12 protein-coding genes and 1 tRNA gene are annotated in these 13,372 nt (G+C 62.9%); 8 read left to right on the plus strand and 5 right to left on the minus strand.

What is annotated here, in order from left to right; all coding sequences use genetic code 11:
• Positions 1-8 precede the first annotated feature (8 nt).
• Positions 9-686 (plus strand): TetR/AcrR family transcriptional regulator, encoded by a 678-nt coding sequence (locus tag QAZ22_RS16845; RefSeq protein WP_278201877.1) that lies wholly within the window; start codon positions 9-11, stop codon positions 684-686.
• Between the two features lie 129 nt (positions 687-815).
• On the plus strand, positions 816-1,835 hold the full coding sequence (gene ilvC, locus QAZ22_RS16850) for a ketol-acid reductoisomerase (RefSeq protein ID WP_278201878.1): 1,020 nt from the start codon (positions 816-818) through the stop codon (positions 1,833-1,835).
• A 317-nt stretch (positions 1,836-2,152) separates the two neighbouring features.
• Here ilvC and QAZ22_RS16855 read toward each other — a convergent pair whose 3' ends face one another.
• Both QAZ22_RS16855 and QAZ22_RS16860 read right to left on the minus strand, forming a co-directional pair.
• Positions 2,153-2,437: a PilZ domain-containing protein gene (locus QAZ22_RS16855; protein ID WP_278201879.1), complete on the minus strand. Its 285-nt coding sequence runs from the start codon at positions 2,435-2,437 to the stop codon at positions 2,153-2,155.
• A 176-nt stretch (positions 2,438-2,613) separates the two neighbouring features.
• A complete protein-coding gene (locus QAZ22_RS16860; RefSeq protein ID WP_278201880.1) occupies positions 2,614-3,186 on the minus strand; it encodes a BA14K family protein in 573 nt (190 codons plus the stop codon).
• 165 nt (positions 3,187-3,351) lie between these two features.
• Between QAZ22_RS16860 and QAZ22_RS16865 the strand changes: the two genes are divergently transcribed.
• Positions 3,352-4,464 carry an endonuclease/exonuclease/phosphatase family protein gene (locus tag QAZ22_RS16865; protein ID WP_278201882.1) on the plus strand — a complete coding sequence of 371 codons (1,113 nt, stop codon included), beginning with the start codon at positions 3,352-3,354 and terminating at the stop codon, positions 4,462-4,464.
• A gap of 4 nt (positions 4,465-4,468) precedes the next feature.
• Positions 4,469-5,188, plus strand: a complete 720-nt coding sequence (locus QAZ22_RS16870) for a hypothetical protein (RefSeq protein WP_278201883.1) — start codon at positions 4,469-4,471, stop codon at positions 5,186-5,188.
• Positions 5,189-5,221: 33 nt separating this feature from the next.
• On the opposite strand, the gene QAZ22_RS16875 is transcribed toward QAZ22_RS16870, so the two are convergent.
• From QAZ22_RS16875 to QAZ22_RS16885, 3 genes are read right to left on the minus strand one after another with little or no spacing between them, the layout of a single operon-like run.
• Positions 5,222-6,439 (minus strand): ABC transporter permease, encoded by a 1,218-nt coding sequence (locus QAZ22_RS16875; protein ID WP_278201884.1) that lies wholly within the window; start codon positions 6,437-6,439, stop codon positions 5,222-5,224.
• The gene (locus QAZ22_RS16880) at positions 6,436-7,140 is read right to left on the minus strand and encodes an ABC transporter ATP-binding protein (protein ID WP_278201885.1); all 705 of its coding nucleotides are present in this window, start codon (positions 7,138-7,140) and stop codon (positions 6,436-6,438) included. The genes QAZ22_RS16875 and QAZ22_RS16880 overlap by 4 nt, the downstream gene beginning before the upstream one ends.
• Before the next feature lie 3 nt (positions 7,141-7,143).
• On the minus strand, positions 7,144-8,430 hold the full coding sequence (locus QAZ22_RS16885; RefSeq protein ID WP_278201886.1) for an efflux RND transporter periplasmic adaptor subunit: 1,287 nt from the start codon (positions 8,428-8,430) through the stop codon (positions 7,144-7,146).
• Positions 8,431-8,564: 134 nt separating this feature from the next.
• Here QAZ22_RS16885 and QAZ22_RS16890 point away from each other — a divergent pair, with 134 nt between their 5' ends.
• The 4 genes from QAZ22_RS16890 to QAZ22_RS16905 all read left to right on the plus strand — a co-directional run bounded on the left by QAZ22_RS16890 (position 8,565) and on the right by QAZ22_RS16905 (position 13,349).
• Positions 8,565-9,503 (plus strand): PhzF family phenazine biosynthesis protein, encoded by a 939-nt coding sequence (locus QAZ22_RS16890; protein WP_278201887.1) that lies wholly within the window; start codon positions 8,565-8,567, stop codon positions 9,501-9,503.
• A gap of 71 nt (positions 9,504-9,574) precedes the next feature.
• Positions 9,575-9,650 (plus strand) — tRNA-Lys (locus QAZ22_RS16895).
• A 487-nt stretch (positions 9,651-10,137) separates the two neighbouring features.
• Entirely contained in the window at positions 10,138-11,367 is a 1,230-nt protein-coding gene (locus QAZ22_RS16900; RefSeq protein ID WP_278201888.1) for an HlyD family efflux transporter periplasmic adaptor subunit, read from the plus strand.
• The gene (locus QAZ22_RS16905; protein WP_278207868.1) at positions 11,349-13,349 is read left to right on the plus strand and encodes a glycosyltransferase; all 2,001 of its coding nucleotides are present in this window, start codon (positions 11,349-11,351) and stop codon (positions 13,347-13,349) included. The genes QAZ22_RS16900 and QAZ22_RS16905 overlap by 19 nt, the downstream gene beginning before the upstream one ends.
• Positions 13,350-13,372: the final 23 nt, after the last annotated feature.

Below are 13,372 nucleotides of genomic sequence, written 5' to 3' on the forward strand. Positions count from 1 at the left end.
AGGGAAGCGTGTTGCACAGCGTGCCAGACATCGACAACAGCGAAGCACTCACCGAACGGCAGCAAGCCGTTCTGGACGCGGCGCTGCGCCTGCTTGTCGAGGAGGGCGACAACCTGACCATGACAGCGGTGGCGCGGCGGGCAAGCTGCTCCAAGGAAACGCTCTACAAATGGTTCGGCGACCGCGACGGGCTGCTGACGGCGACGGTGCAATGGCAGGCTTCGAAAGTGCGAGTGGCGCCTGTCGATCGCAAGGGCCTCGACCTCGCTTCGCTGACGGCAAGTCTCGAGCGCTTCGCCTCCGACTGGCTGAGGGTGATTTCCAGCGATACGTCCATCGCGCTCAATCGCGTGGCGGTCGGCCATGCCGGCTCCGGCAAAGATGACCTTGGCGCGATCGTGCTGCAGAATGGGCGTTTCGCGCTGGCCAGGCGCCTGAAGCCGGTGTTGGAAGCAGGGCGCGAGGCCGGGTTGCTCGACTTCGACGATGCCGAAACGGCGTTCCGGACTTTTTTCGGGCTGGTCGCCCGCGACGTGCAGATCCGGCTTCTGCTCGGCGACCGGCTGCAATTGACCGAGGCGGCAATCGGTGACGACGCCGCCCGCGCGACGCAGCAGTTTCTCGCTCTCCACGGATCGAAGATCAGGAGAGCAAACAACCGGCCGCAAGGCCCCGGAGCCGGATGATTTCAGGTCAAGTCGACCTGAAATCTGAATCCGGCTCCAAATCAAAGAGATAGAGCATGATGTCGTCCGAAAACCGCTTCACAGTTTTCGGCATCATGCTCTGATCTTCAAAACGGGAAGGAAGACGAAATGCGTGTCTATTATGATCGTGACGCCGATCTCAATCTGATCAAGGGCAAGAAGGTCGCCATCATCGGCTATGGCAGCCAGGGCCGGGCGCATGCGCTCAACCTCAAGGATTCCGGCGTCAAGGAGATCGCCATCGGGCTGAAGGCCGGCTCGGCGACCGCCAAGAAGGTCGAGGCCGACGGGCTCAAGGTGATGAGCGTGTCGGACGCCGCCAAATGGGCCGACCTGATGATGATGGCGACGCCCGACGAATTGCAGGCCGACATCTACAAGAACGAGATCGCGCCGAACATCCGCGACGGCGCCGCGATCGCCTTCGCGCACGGCCTCAACGTGCATTTCGGCCTGATCGAGCCGAAGGCCTCGGTCGACGTCGTCATGATCGCGCCGAAAGGCCCCGGCCACACGGTGCGCGGCGAATACCAGAAGGGCGGCGGCGTGCCGTGCCTGGTCGCCGTCAACCAAGACGCTTCGGGCAACGCGCTCGACCTCGCGCTTTCCTATGCCTGCGGCGTCGGCGGCGGCCGTTCCGGCATCATCGAGACCAACTTCCGCGAGGAATGCGAGACCGACCTGTTCGGCGAGCAGGTTGTGCTGTGCGGCGGCCTGGTCGAACTGATCCGCGCCGGTTTCGAGACGCTGGTGGAAGCCGGCTATGCGCCGGAAATGGCCTATTTCGAGTGCCTGCACGAGGTCAAGCTGATCGTCGACCTGATCTATGAGGGCGGCATCGCCAACATGAATTACTCGATCTCGAACACCGCCGAATGGGGCGAATATGTCTCGGGTCCGCGTATCATCACCGCCGAGACCAAGGCCGAGATGAAGCGCATCCTGAAGGATATCCAGACCGGCAAGTTCACCTCCGAGTGGATGCAGGAGTACCGCGCCGGTCTGTCGCGCTTCAAGGGCATCCGCCGCATGAACGACGGCCATCAGATCGAGGAAGTCGGCGCGAAGCTGCGCGCCATGATGCCGTGGATCGCCAAGAACAAGCTGGTCGACAAGGCGAAGAACTAAGCGATCCACATTCGTTTGCCTTGCGCGTCCTCGGGTTTCGCCCTGCGGTCGCGCGGGGAGATCGCCGAGAACAAGCTGGTCGACAAGGCGAAGAACTGGGAAGCTTGCGCCAATTCTACCCTGCCCGCCATCTGCCGCAGGTTTCTGTGCTTCCGGCCTTCGCCGGCCGAAGCCCTCGTAGTGTCTCGCTCTATGAAGGCTACGGCCGGCGCAGGCCGGTTCTCGAAACCGCGCCAGCTGACTCGGCAGGGCGAATTGTCATCAAGCTCCGGTCGTGAAACATGAAGCCGGCGGAGCGATCCGCCGGCTTTTCATGCTCACCCATAGTGCCAATGCGGCTTCGGTTCCGTGCCGTTGAACTCGACGCCGATGCGGTCCTCGCGGCGCCAGCGGACGATCGCCTTGTAGCCGATGCCGTCGGTCGGCACGTAGAGCAGAAATTCGTCCGGCACGCGCGCCTCGATCGGCACCTTCAATTCTGCGCCGCTGGGATGCATGTTGCGCACGGTGCACTTGACCTCGGAATTGTTGATGCCGGTCAGGATCGCCGCGCCTTTCAGCACGCGTTGCCTGTGCTTGCCTCTCAACTCGTTCTCAGCCATGGGACGGCACGATCTTAGCGAATCGCGATACGGCGATCGTCATGTGGGGGCACCGGCACCACTGATAGACGCCCTTGCTAAATTTAGGGTTATTGCCTCCACCGCCGATTTCTTTTTTTGCCGAAACAGAAACGGCGCCGCGATGGGGCGCCGTTTCATTCTTGCTGTAGACGGGATCAGATATAGGGCGAAATGCACTGCCGACGCGGGCCGTAATTAGGCTGGAACGTGTTGTCCCAGGCGCGATAGGACCGGTAGCGGTCGTAGCACCATTGGACATGTGCTCTCGAGAGCCGCTCCGTCCGGTAGATGCGCCGCGGCTGGTAGTAGCGCGGATAGGGATCATAATAGTTGTCGTAGGCGAGGGCGCCTAAACCCAAGCCGAGGCCGAGTCCCAAAAGCGCCGCGTCGCCACTGCGGAAATGCCGATGATGGCGATACCGCCAACGCCAGTCGCCGCCGTCCCATCCACCACCGTCCCAGCTGCGGGAGAAATGACGGCCGCGAAAATCACCGCCACGCCATCTGAAGTCGCCGCCGCGCCGCCAGCGCCAGTCATACATCTGCGGCGAGTAGTTGTTGCCGCCGGCCCAGCTGTCGCGGATAGGTATGACCGTAGGCGCCGCCGTGCCGGCAGCCGTCGAGAGATCGGGCTGCAGGATCGGGCCGGCGATCGACGCCGCGGTCAGGCCCGCCATGAGGCTCAGGGCCATCAGCCCGGAGCCGAGAGAAGACAAAAGCGGTTTCATTTCACTCTCCAAGGAGTAAAGGCCCCACGCCCAGAACACCCCGGGAAGAAGCCTATTGATGGGACTTTTCGTCTGAACGGAGGATGAACGGAAAGGTTCCGTCAACCATGACGGGTATCGCGTGGCTCTTGTTTTCACCCCCGCTTGCGGGCAAAGGTCTCGGCCATGTCGCTGCGCCTCGCCACCTTCAACGTCGAGAACCTGATGAACAGGTTCGATTTCTCGGGCTACCGCAACCAGCTCAACGAGGACCGGACGCTGGCGCTGTTCGATATCCAGAACGAGGCTGAATACAGGCTGCTCGAACAGGCGCGCACGATCGCCCAGTCAGACGACACCCGCCAGCTTACCGCGCTCGCCATAGCCGCAACCCGCGCCGACATCATCTGCATGCAGGAGGTCGACAATATCGAAGCGCTGAAGGCCTTCGAATATGGCTATCTCTTCAAGATGATCGGGCAGGGCTATCGCCAGAAATACACCACCGCCGGCAATGATGCCCGCGGCATCGATGTCGCCGTGATGATGCGCAGCGAGACCGCGCAGGGCCAGCCGATCGAGTTCGTGCGCATGACCAGCCATGCCTATGTCACGTTCGAGCAATTCGGCCTGTTCACGCCCGAGCTTGCGGCACTTGGGTTCCTGGCCAACGAGCGCATCTTCCGGCGCGACTGCCTGGAAATCGACGTGACGATCGGCGGGGTGCCGCTGACGCTCTATCTGGTGCACTTCAAATCGATGGGCTCGCCGCGCAACGGGCTCGACGGCCGCGAGGCGACGATGCCGCTGCGCATGGCCGAGGCGCAGGCCGTGCGCCGCATCATCGAGGAGCGTTTCGGCAGGGACCATGCGGCCGACAAGCGCTGGGCGATCTGCGGCGACATGAACGATTACCGGCAGCGCGTGAAGATCGAAGGCGACAGTTTCGATGGCTACCGTTTCGAGGTGGTCGACGAAGCCCAGTCATCGATCAATGTGCTCACCGCCGGCGGCTTCTGCGAGAACGTCGTCGAGCGGCGGCCGGAGATGGATCGCTGGAGCTTTTATCACACGCGGGGGCCGGAGGAACGGCACCTGTGCCAGTTGGATTATATCCTGCTGTCGAAGGCGCTGGCGGCGAAGAACGCCACCGCGGTGCCGGAGATCATCCGCAACGGCCAGCCCTGGCGCACCATCTTTCCGCCAGGCCAGGAAGTCGAGCGTTTCCCGCGCGCCGGGTGGGACAGGCCGAAGGCTTCGGACCATTGCCCGGTGGTGATCAATCTGGACATGGCCTGAGCCCGTGAGTTTCGACCTGCCGCGCAACGTCATCCTGCCGGTCGACGAGGTCGACGTACGGCTCGACCCAAATCCTCATCCTTTTGAGTGCGACAACCAGGTGGCGATCGCCGAAAACTGGCGACGCGAGATGGACGCAAAGCCGGCGCTCTACGACGGCACGGTGGTGCTGCTTTCGACGCTCGCCTATCGCGACAACCGGCTTGTCGGCCGCTGCCATGCGGTGAGGTATTCGACCTTCATGCTTTGGCGCAAGAACCGCGAGCTGAGCGGCGCCGAGCATGCCTATGCGCATGCCGTACTGGTGGCCGGCGACAACGCGCTGGTGGCGATCCGCATGGGCTCGCACACGGTGAACGCCGGCCGCGTCTACTTCGCCGCTGGCTCCTTCGAGCCGATCGATTTCCGCGACGGTATCGTCGATGTCGACTTCAACATGATCCGCGAGGTGGGCGAGGAGACCGGCATCGACCTGTCGGCGGCTCGACGCGGACGGCGCTATCATGCGCTATCCACGCCGAGCGGCACGGTGATCTTCCGCCGTTACCATGTCGCCGAGCCGGCCGAAGAAGTGGCGCGCCGCATCAGCGCCTACGTTGCCGCCGAGAGCGAGCCGGAGATCGATGGTCCGGTGGTCATTCGCAATGCCGTGGACCTTCCCGATGGGCTGATGGGCCATATGAAGCCGCTCATCGAGTGGCATTTTTCCGGAGAGCAGGACTGACGCGATCGCGGCCTGCCGAGCCCAAACGGCGGTCTATTCATGCCTCAGCGCATCGATCGGGTCGAGCCTGGCGCCGCGCAGCGCCGGGAAGAAGCCGAACACCATGCCAATCAGCGCCGAGAAGCCGACGGCAAGCAGGATGACCGCCGGGCTCGGCGAAAAGGGTATCGTCAGCGTCGCCGAGGCTAGGCCGGCAAGGGCCAGTCCGATCAGGATGCCGATGATGCCGCCGAGCAGCGACAGCACCGTCGCCTCGACCAGGAACTGGATCAAGATGTGCTTCTCATGCGCGCCGATCGCCAGCCTGATGCCGATCTCGCGCGTGCGTTCGGTGACCGAGACCAGCATGATGTTCATGATGCCGATGCCGCCGACCAGGAGGCTGACGCCGGCGACGGCGCCCAGCATGCCGGTCATGGTGGTGGTGGCGCTGGCCATGGCGTCGGCGATCTGGGTCATGTCGCGGATCGAGAAATCGGGATCGCGGTCCGGCGTGATGCGGCGCGTGTCGCGCAAGATGTCCTCGACGCGCGGCTGCAGTTCGGCGGTCGGCGTCCTGTCGTCGGCGGCGATGTAGATATTGTCGATGTCGCGATTGCCGGCAATGCGCCGCTGGTAGGCGGCTAAAGGCATCAGCACGACATTGTCCTGGTCCTGGCCGAAGCCGGTGTAGCCCTTCGGCTCCAAGAGGCCGATGATCCTGCAGGACGTGCGGTTGACGCGGATGGTCTCGCCCTCCGGATCGCCGGCGCCGAAGAATTGCTGGCGCACCGTCTCGCCGATAAGGCAAACACCGGCGCCGGCGCGTGTCTCGGAATCGCTGAAGGGCCGGCCGGAAACCAGCTTCCAGTCGCGCGCGTCGAGATAGGCGCTGTCGGTGCCGGTGACGCCCGACGTCAGGCTCTCCGTACCGAAGATGACGCGCACCTGCTTTTGCGAAGCCGGCGCGATGGCACGGGCGCCGCTGAGGTGGGCGACCAGCGCTTCAACATCCTTGGCGGCAAGCGGTCGGGTGACCTGGTCGAGCCCGCCCGGTCCGCCGGGCCCGGCGGGACGGCCTGCGCGGACGACGAGAAGATTGCTGCCGAGCTTCGAGATATCGGCCTTGACCTTCTCGGTGGTGCCGGAGCCGATGGTGAGCATGGCGATGACGGCGGCAACGCCGATGACGATGCCGAGCAAGGTCAGGAACGAGCGCAGCACGTTCCGGCGGATCGAAATCAGCGAAAGGCGGACGGTCTCCCAGATCATGCGGCCTCGGCTTTCGTTGTGTCCGAGGCGACGTGGCCGTCGAGGAAGCGCACGGTGCGCTCGGCATAGTCCGCGACGTCGGCCTCGTGTGTGACCATGACGATGGTGAGGCCGAGCTCGGCGTTCAGCCTGGTCAGCAATTCCATGATCTCGTGCGTGCGCGCCGTGTCCAGATTTCCCGTCGGCTCGTCGGCGACGAGCAGCGTCGGTTTGGTGACGATGGCGCGCGCGATCGCAACGCGCTGCTGCTGACCGCCCGAAAGCTCGGCTGGCGTGTGGTGCTCGCGCCCGACCAGCCCGACCTGGGCAAGCGCCTGCATGGCGCGATCACGGCGCTCGCGGGCGGAAACGCCACGATAGATCAGCGGCAGCTCGACATTTTCCGCCGCCGTGGTGCGGGGCAGCAGATTGTAGCCCTGGAAGACGAAGCCGACATAAAGGTTGCGCAGCAGGGCGCGACGGTTGCGGTCTAGGCGACCGGCATCGATGCCCATGAAGCGGTAGGTTCCGGCCGTCGGCGTGTCGAGACAGCCGACGATGTTCATGGCGGTCGACTTGCCTGAGCCGGACGGACCCATGATGGCGACGAATTCACCTCTGCGGATCGCAAGATCGACGCCGGCAAGCGCATGCACGCGTGCCTCGCCCGAGCCATAACTCTTCCAGACCTTGTCGAAAGTGATGAGCAGGGGGGCGGGCACGGATCAGCTCCGCTGCTGCGAGCCGGTGATGACCTCGGCGCCTTCCTCGAGGCCGGACGTGATCTCGGTCAGTTCGCCGTCGGTCGAGCCGATCCTGACGTTGACGGCATGCGGCCGGCCTTCTTCCAGCACATAAAGCGTGCGCGAGCCGTCGGTCGGCGCCTTCGCCACCTCGCGCTGCCGGTTGGGACGGCCCATGCGGCCGGTGAACAGGTCGCTCAGGCTCCAGCCGCGGGCCGCCGGTTGCGCCGGGCGGTAACGGAAGGCCGTGGCCGGCACGGTGAGCACGCCCTTGGCCTGCCTTGTCACCACCGCGACGGTTGCCGTCATGCCGGGCCTCAGCAGAAGCTCGCCGTTGTCGACTTCGAGCCGTGCGTTGTAGGTGACGACGCCATCGGTGGTGACCGAGGCGTAGGAGATGTCGCGGATCTCGGCGTCGAAGGGGCGGTCCGGGAATGCATCGACCGTGAAGCGGGCATGCTGGCCGGGTTTGACCTGGCCGATATCGGCCTCGTCCACCGCCGCCTGCAGCTCCATATTCCGCAGATCGGCGGCGATGACGAACAGCACCGGCGCCTGCAGCGAAGAGGCGACCGTCTGTCCGGGATCGACCGAGCGCGTGAGCACGATGCCGTCGATGGGCGCGTAGATGGTGCTCTTGGCAAGATCAGTCTGCTGCGCCTTGAGATCCGCCTCGGCAATAGCGAGATTGGCCTCGGCGCTGTCGAGCGCGGCCTTGGAGCGATCGCGCGTCGCAGTCGCGGCCTCGAGCGACTGATCCGTCGCCATGCCGCGCTTGGTGAGCGCGCTTGCGCGGACCGCCGCGTTCTCGTTTTCCTGCAACGTGACCTTGGCGTTCTCGACGGCCGCGGCTGCCGCCTTGGCCGAGGCGGTGGCGCGCTCAATCTGGACCTCGAGCTTGGCGGTGTCGAGCTTCGCCAGCACGTCGCCCTTCTTCACCTGCTGGTTCTCGTTGACCGCGACGGAGCGGACGATGCCGGAAAGCTCGCTGGAGATGTCGACCTGCGTCAGCGGCTGCAGCGTGCCGGTCGCCGACACCTGCACGGTCAGGTCGGCGACCGTCGCCGAAGCGGTCGTGTATTCGATTCGGGGCGGCGCGGCGGCGTTCCACCGGTAGAGGCCGATCGCGGCCGCCACGACCGCCAGCGCCAGCAGCGCATAGAGCCAGCCTCGCCGGCGCTTGCGGCTCATGCCTTTGCGGTCGAGCCCGAGAGCGGCTTCGATGGAAGTGTCGGATTCTGCGTTTGGCGGATTGACAACCTGGTCCACCCCAGACCCCTATAGCGAAAAATTGCTGTCCCTATTGGTGCACAAATCATGCCTTAAGGTTCGAATTTCAAATTAAATTTCCCTCATGTTGGGATTGAGGCGGAAAATTCGGGACGAGGCGGAAGGTTTTCTCGATGGCACGCAGCTACTTGCTTTACGATGTGTTCACGACCGAGCGGCTGGCGGGGAATCCGCTCGCCGTGGTGCTGGACAGCGTGGGGCTGGACAGCGCCGCCATGCAGGCGATCGCGCGCGAATTCAACCTGTCCGAGACGGTTTTCGTGCTGCCGCCCGACAATCCCAAGCACCGCAATCGGATTCGCATCTTCACGCCCGATTATGAGATGCCGTTCGCCGGCCATCCGACGGTCGGCTCGGCGATCGCGCTTGCGGAATTGGCGGGCGAGGCGGCTGGGGTCTTCGTTTTGGAGGAGAATATCGGCCCAGTGCGCTGCGCGGTCAGCAAGCATGACGGCGCCATTTATGCCGAATTCGATCTGGCGAAACTGCCGGATCGCCTCGAACTCGCCGCCGACCCGGAAATGATCGGCGCAGCGCTCGGCCTTGCGCCGCACGAGATCGGCTTCGAGAATCACCGCGTCTCCTTCTGGTCGGCCGGCGTGCCCTATGTCGCCATTCCGGTCTCCGGCCTCGATGCGGCGGCAAAAATCAGGCTGGACAACCAGGCCTGGTCGGAGCTCGCGCCGCGCAAGAGCGAATGGGCTTTTGCCAGCCCCTATGTCTATTGCCGCGAGACAGTGCATCATGACAGCGCCTTCCATGTCCGCATGATCGTGCCCGGGACGCCCTCCTACGAAGACCCGGCGACCGGCTCGGCGGCGGCCGCCTTTGCCGGCGCGATCATGCATTTCGATGGTCCGACGGACGGAATCACGCAGCTTTGGATCGAGCAGGGGCTGGAGATGGGACGGCCCTCGCGCATCCGGCTCGAGCTCAATGTCGACGGCGGAAAACTGGCGTCCGCGCGCATCGGCGGCCATGCGATCAGGATCGCGGAAGGTCAGCTTTTTTGTTTGACGGGTGCGGCACTTAGGCGATTTGTCGGGAAATGATCCCGGCGGGGCTGGACATCACCGAAAGCGGCGGCTATATGCGCCGCCGACGCTGGGTTCTCCGGCGGTGTGGGTGTGTAGCTCAGTTGGTAGAGCAGCTGACTCTTAATCAGCGGGTCCACAGTTCGATCCTGTGCACACCCACCAAATTTTCCAGTCAAATCAATGACATGAGCAAACATGGCATCAACTAGATTGTCACATTGTCACGCCGTAGTCACCGCGTGCAATCCGTTACCTACAAGGAATGGTCAACATTCTTGACGGAAGTCGGAAAGAGAGGCCGACTTTGTTCGGTTTACAGTCGTCATTAGGATCGACGGTCTGAACGAAAACCCGTTCGGTCCACCCGAATGAAATGGCTTTCACCATGTAGATGTTACCTCCTCCGCACGTCGCTGCGCCAACGACGGCGCGCGCGGAAACCATGGCTCGGGACGAGGAGACGGCGGCCATCCGCTCGAGCTAGCTAGGAGATGGGGAAATGAAGAACAAAAACAAAAACAGGCTTGACGGCAATCCGCCCCATACAAGCAATTACGGTGTGTTATTGTTAACAGTTGCGCGCTAAGGTAGCGATCGGGCGTGGGGTGTCGTCACCAATGACGACTGTTAGATCGCTTTGCGGGCGCCCATGTTCTGGAACAAACGCTTTGTTCGAGTTGCAGTAGGAGTCCTGCTGCTGGTTGCCGCAGTTCTTGCTCTCTTGCCTGGACTCACGGGATATACCAGCCTCGACGGCACCATCAATGCGCGTTTCGCCGAGATCTCGGCCCCGATCGAGGGCACCGTGCTGCAGACGCCGCCGAAAACCGGCACGCACCTGCCGGAAAATGCAGTATTGCTGACGATCCGGAACGAGCGAGTGAATCGCGCCGTCGAGACATCCCTGGCCGCGGAACTGGAGACCACGCGGAACAGGGTGCAGGCGCTCGAAAATCAGCGCAGCGAGCTGGTAGCGCTGCGTGCCAGATTGGGCCGACGCTTCGATGCCTATAGCAAGGCAATGATCAACAGCATCGAACAGCAGATTGCGATTTCGCGTCAACGCATCACGATGCTGGCTGCCCGGCGATCGGCGAGTGCGGCGGAACTCAAGCGCAACTCCACGCTGATCGTGAGGGGTGTCGTTTCGCAAGCCAGTGTCGACGAGGCGCAAGCGACAGAGATCGCGGCCTCGGCAGAGGTCGAAGTCGAAAACCTGACCCTGAAACGGCTGGAGCGGCAACTGGAAGCGATGCGGCAAGGCGTTTTTCTCGAGGACGGGCAAAACGACGTTCCTTACTCGCACCAGCGGCAGGACGAGTTGGCGATCCAGATCGCCGATCTCGATGCGCGTGCCGCAGAAAGCCGCACCCGTCTGGCAGAGCTTTCAAAGCAACTGGCAGAGGAGGCGCGACGGGTCGACAGCCTCGAACACGCGGTCATGACAATGCCCTTCAACGGCGTAATCTGGCGTAACAACGTCGTTGCGGGAGCCAATGTCGTCGCCGGAAACGAACTGCTGCGCGTGCTCGATTGCCGCGACCTCTTCGTGGATATTCTGGTTCCCGAGGTCGATTTCGACCAGATCTATCCGCGCCGCGCCGCGGAGGTCCGCATCCTCGGGACGGATAATGTCATTGACGGTGAGGTCATTTCGGTTCGTGGCAATTCCGCGGTGGTAGAGGAGCCGACACTCGCGGCGATGCCTCCAAGCGGCAGAGGGCGCAACGCCCGGATCAGGGTGGCGCTCGCAAACTCGTCTCTCAACACCGACTACAGCAATTTCTGCCATGTTGGGCGGTCGGTCCAGGTCCGCTTCCACACGCGCAGCTTCACGATGGCCCAGTGGCTGACAAGGCTATGGTTCAGTATCTGGTAGCGCTGGCCCCGACCTTCCTGGTCGCGGCTTTCTTCGTCATCCTCGTCCAAGGCTGGTCGCGGTACCAGACCTGGACGCGCACCGTCACCTGTGCAGTCGTTTTCGCGGTCGCTGTCCGGTATCTCTGGTGGCGTCTCACCGATACCGTGCTGCCCTATCCCAATGATGGCCTCGATTTCTACTGGGTGTGGTTTCTCTATGGCATCGAACTGCTCGCATTCTTCGACATAACGCTCTTCCTCATCATCATGAGCCGGTATGTCGACCGCAGCGCCCAAGCGGACGCGCTCGCAAGCGGTTTCTTCCGCCGGCCTCGGCAAGAGCTTCCGACAGTCGACGTTTTCATCCCGACCTACAACGAACCGTTGGATGTGCTCGAGCGAACCATCATTGGCGCGCTCGGCCTCCATTATCCCGGGGAAAAGCTGAAGGTATACGTCCTAGACGACCAGCGCCGGGATTGGCTTCGGCGGTTCTGCGAAGAAAAGGGCGCAGTCCACGTTACCCGACGGGATAATGCCCACGCCAAGGCCGGCAACATGAACAACGGCCTTACGGTGAGCGACGGCGAGTTCGTTGCAGTGTTCGACGCGGATTTCGTGGCACACCGGAACTTTCTTCGCCGCACACTGCCTTTCTTCACCGATCCCAGCATCGGCATCGTGCAGACGCCGCAGCATTTCTTCAACAGGGATCCCGTCCAGATCAATCTCGGACTGGAGCGGTCGTGGCCTGACGAACAGCGCCTTTTTTTCGACGAGATGGCGGCCAGCAGGGATGCTTGGGACATAAGCTTCTGTTGTGGTTCGTGCTCGATCGCGCGTCGCGCGGCACTGGAGGCGATCGGCGGCTTTCCGACGGAGTCGATCACCGAGGATCTGCTGACCACCCTGACGATGCTGAACAAGGGGTACAAGACGCGCTATCTCAACGAGCGGCTCTCCATCGGGCTCGCCGCGGAAAACCTGAAGGGCTATTTCGTGCAGCGGCAACGCTGGTGCCAAGGCGGGATCCAGACTCTTTTCGTGCACAACGGACCCCTTCGCGGTCCGGGTCTCAGCCTGTTCCAGCGCATCATGTTCCTGCCTGTGAGCTGGCTCGTGCAGTATTTCGTGCGCCTGGCGATCCTCATCGTCCCTGCCATGTATTTCTGGACGGGGTATCCTCCGCTCTTCTTCACGGAAGCAGCCGATCTGGTGAGCCACCAACTGCCTGTTCTCGTCGCCTATTTCCTGCTGATGCACTGGATCACGCCAACACGCTATCTGCCGGTGGTTTCGAGCGCTGTCGGCGCCTTCTCCACCTTCCGGATGCTGCCGACTGTGATTTCGAGCCTGATCCGGCCATTTGGGCGGCCGTTTCGGGTGACCCCCAAGGGAAGCTCGAATGTCGACAACAAATTCGACGGCTACACCTTTGCCTGCCTGGCAATATTGATCGCGGCCACTGCGGTCGGACTTGTGATCAACGTCATTCCGGAATGGGCGCGCATTCCTCCGGGGGAATTCTCGCCAGTCGCAATCTATTGGGCGCTGGTGAACATTGTGGTGCTCATGATCGCAGTGCTGATCTGTTTCGAGAAGACGAATCCCGCCTCCGAGAGCCTCCGTGCGGACGAGCCGGCGCGGTTCGGCGGCATCGCCGGGCGGGCTGTCAGCCTGACGCTCAGCAAAGCCGTGGTCGAAATCCCCATCGGGACCGACGTCGAGACCGGCAAGGTCGCCGAAGTAGCGCTGCACGGCGTCGAGCCCTTCGAAGCGGAACTCAGGGTTGTCACGAGGCGCACACAAGGAAGGCGCCGGGATACCGGCCCGTTCAAATATGGCCACCTCCATTACGATCTGACTGGAGCGGCGCGCGACCAGATGATCATCAAGCTCTACACCGGCGATTACTCGCAGGATATCGAGGAGCTTCGACGGCGGACCGTGGCCGCCGGCCTGTTCTCTCGGACGTTCGGGCCGGACTATCAACGCGCATAGCCAAAAAGGTTCGTCGATTGTGT

This window comes from Mesorhizobium sp. WSM4906, assembly GCF_029674625.1.
Lineage (GTDB): Bacteria > Pseudomonadota > Alphaproteobacteria > Rhizobiales > Rhizobiaceae > Mesorhizobium.

Bases quoted from the DNA above. Each gene is read 5' to 3' on its own strand.
- ilvC (WP_278201878.1), top strand. From the start codon at position 816: ATGCGTGTCTATTATGATCGTGACGCCGATCTCAATCTGATCAAGGGC.
- QAZ22_RS16855 (WP_278201879.1), bottom strand. From the start codon at position 2,437: ATGGCTGAGAACGAGTTGAGAGGCAAGCACAGGCAACGCGTGCTGAAA.
- QAZ22_RS16860 (WP_278201880.1), bottom strand. From the start codon at position 3,186: ATGAAACCGCTTTTGTCTTCTCTCGGCTCCGGGCTGATGGCCCTGAGC.
- QAZ22_RS16865 (WP_278201882.1), top strand. From the start codon at position 3,352: ATGTCGCTGCGCCTCGCCACCTTCAACGTCGAGAACCTGATGAACAGG.
- QAZ22_RS16875 (WP_278201884.1), bottom strand. From the start codon at position 6,439: ATGATCTGGGAGACCGTCCGCCTTTCGCTGATTTCGATCCGCCGGAAC.
- QAZ22_RS16890 (WP_278201887.1), top strand. From the start codon at position 8,565: ATGGCACGCAGCTACTTGCTTTACGATGTGTTCACGACCGAGCGGCTG.
- QAZ22_RS16900 (WP_278201888.1), top strand. From the start codon at position 10,138: ATGTTCTGGAACAAACGCTTTGTTCGAGTTGCAGTAGGAGTCCTGCTG.
- QAZ22_RS16905 (WP_278207868.1), top strand. From the start codon at position 11,349: ATGGTTCAGTATCTGGTAGCGCTGGCCCCGACCTTCCTGGTCGCGGCT.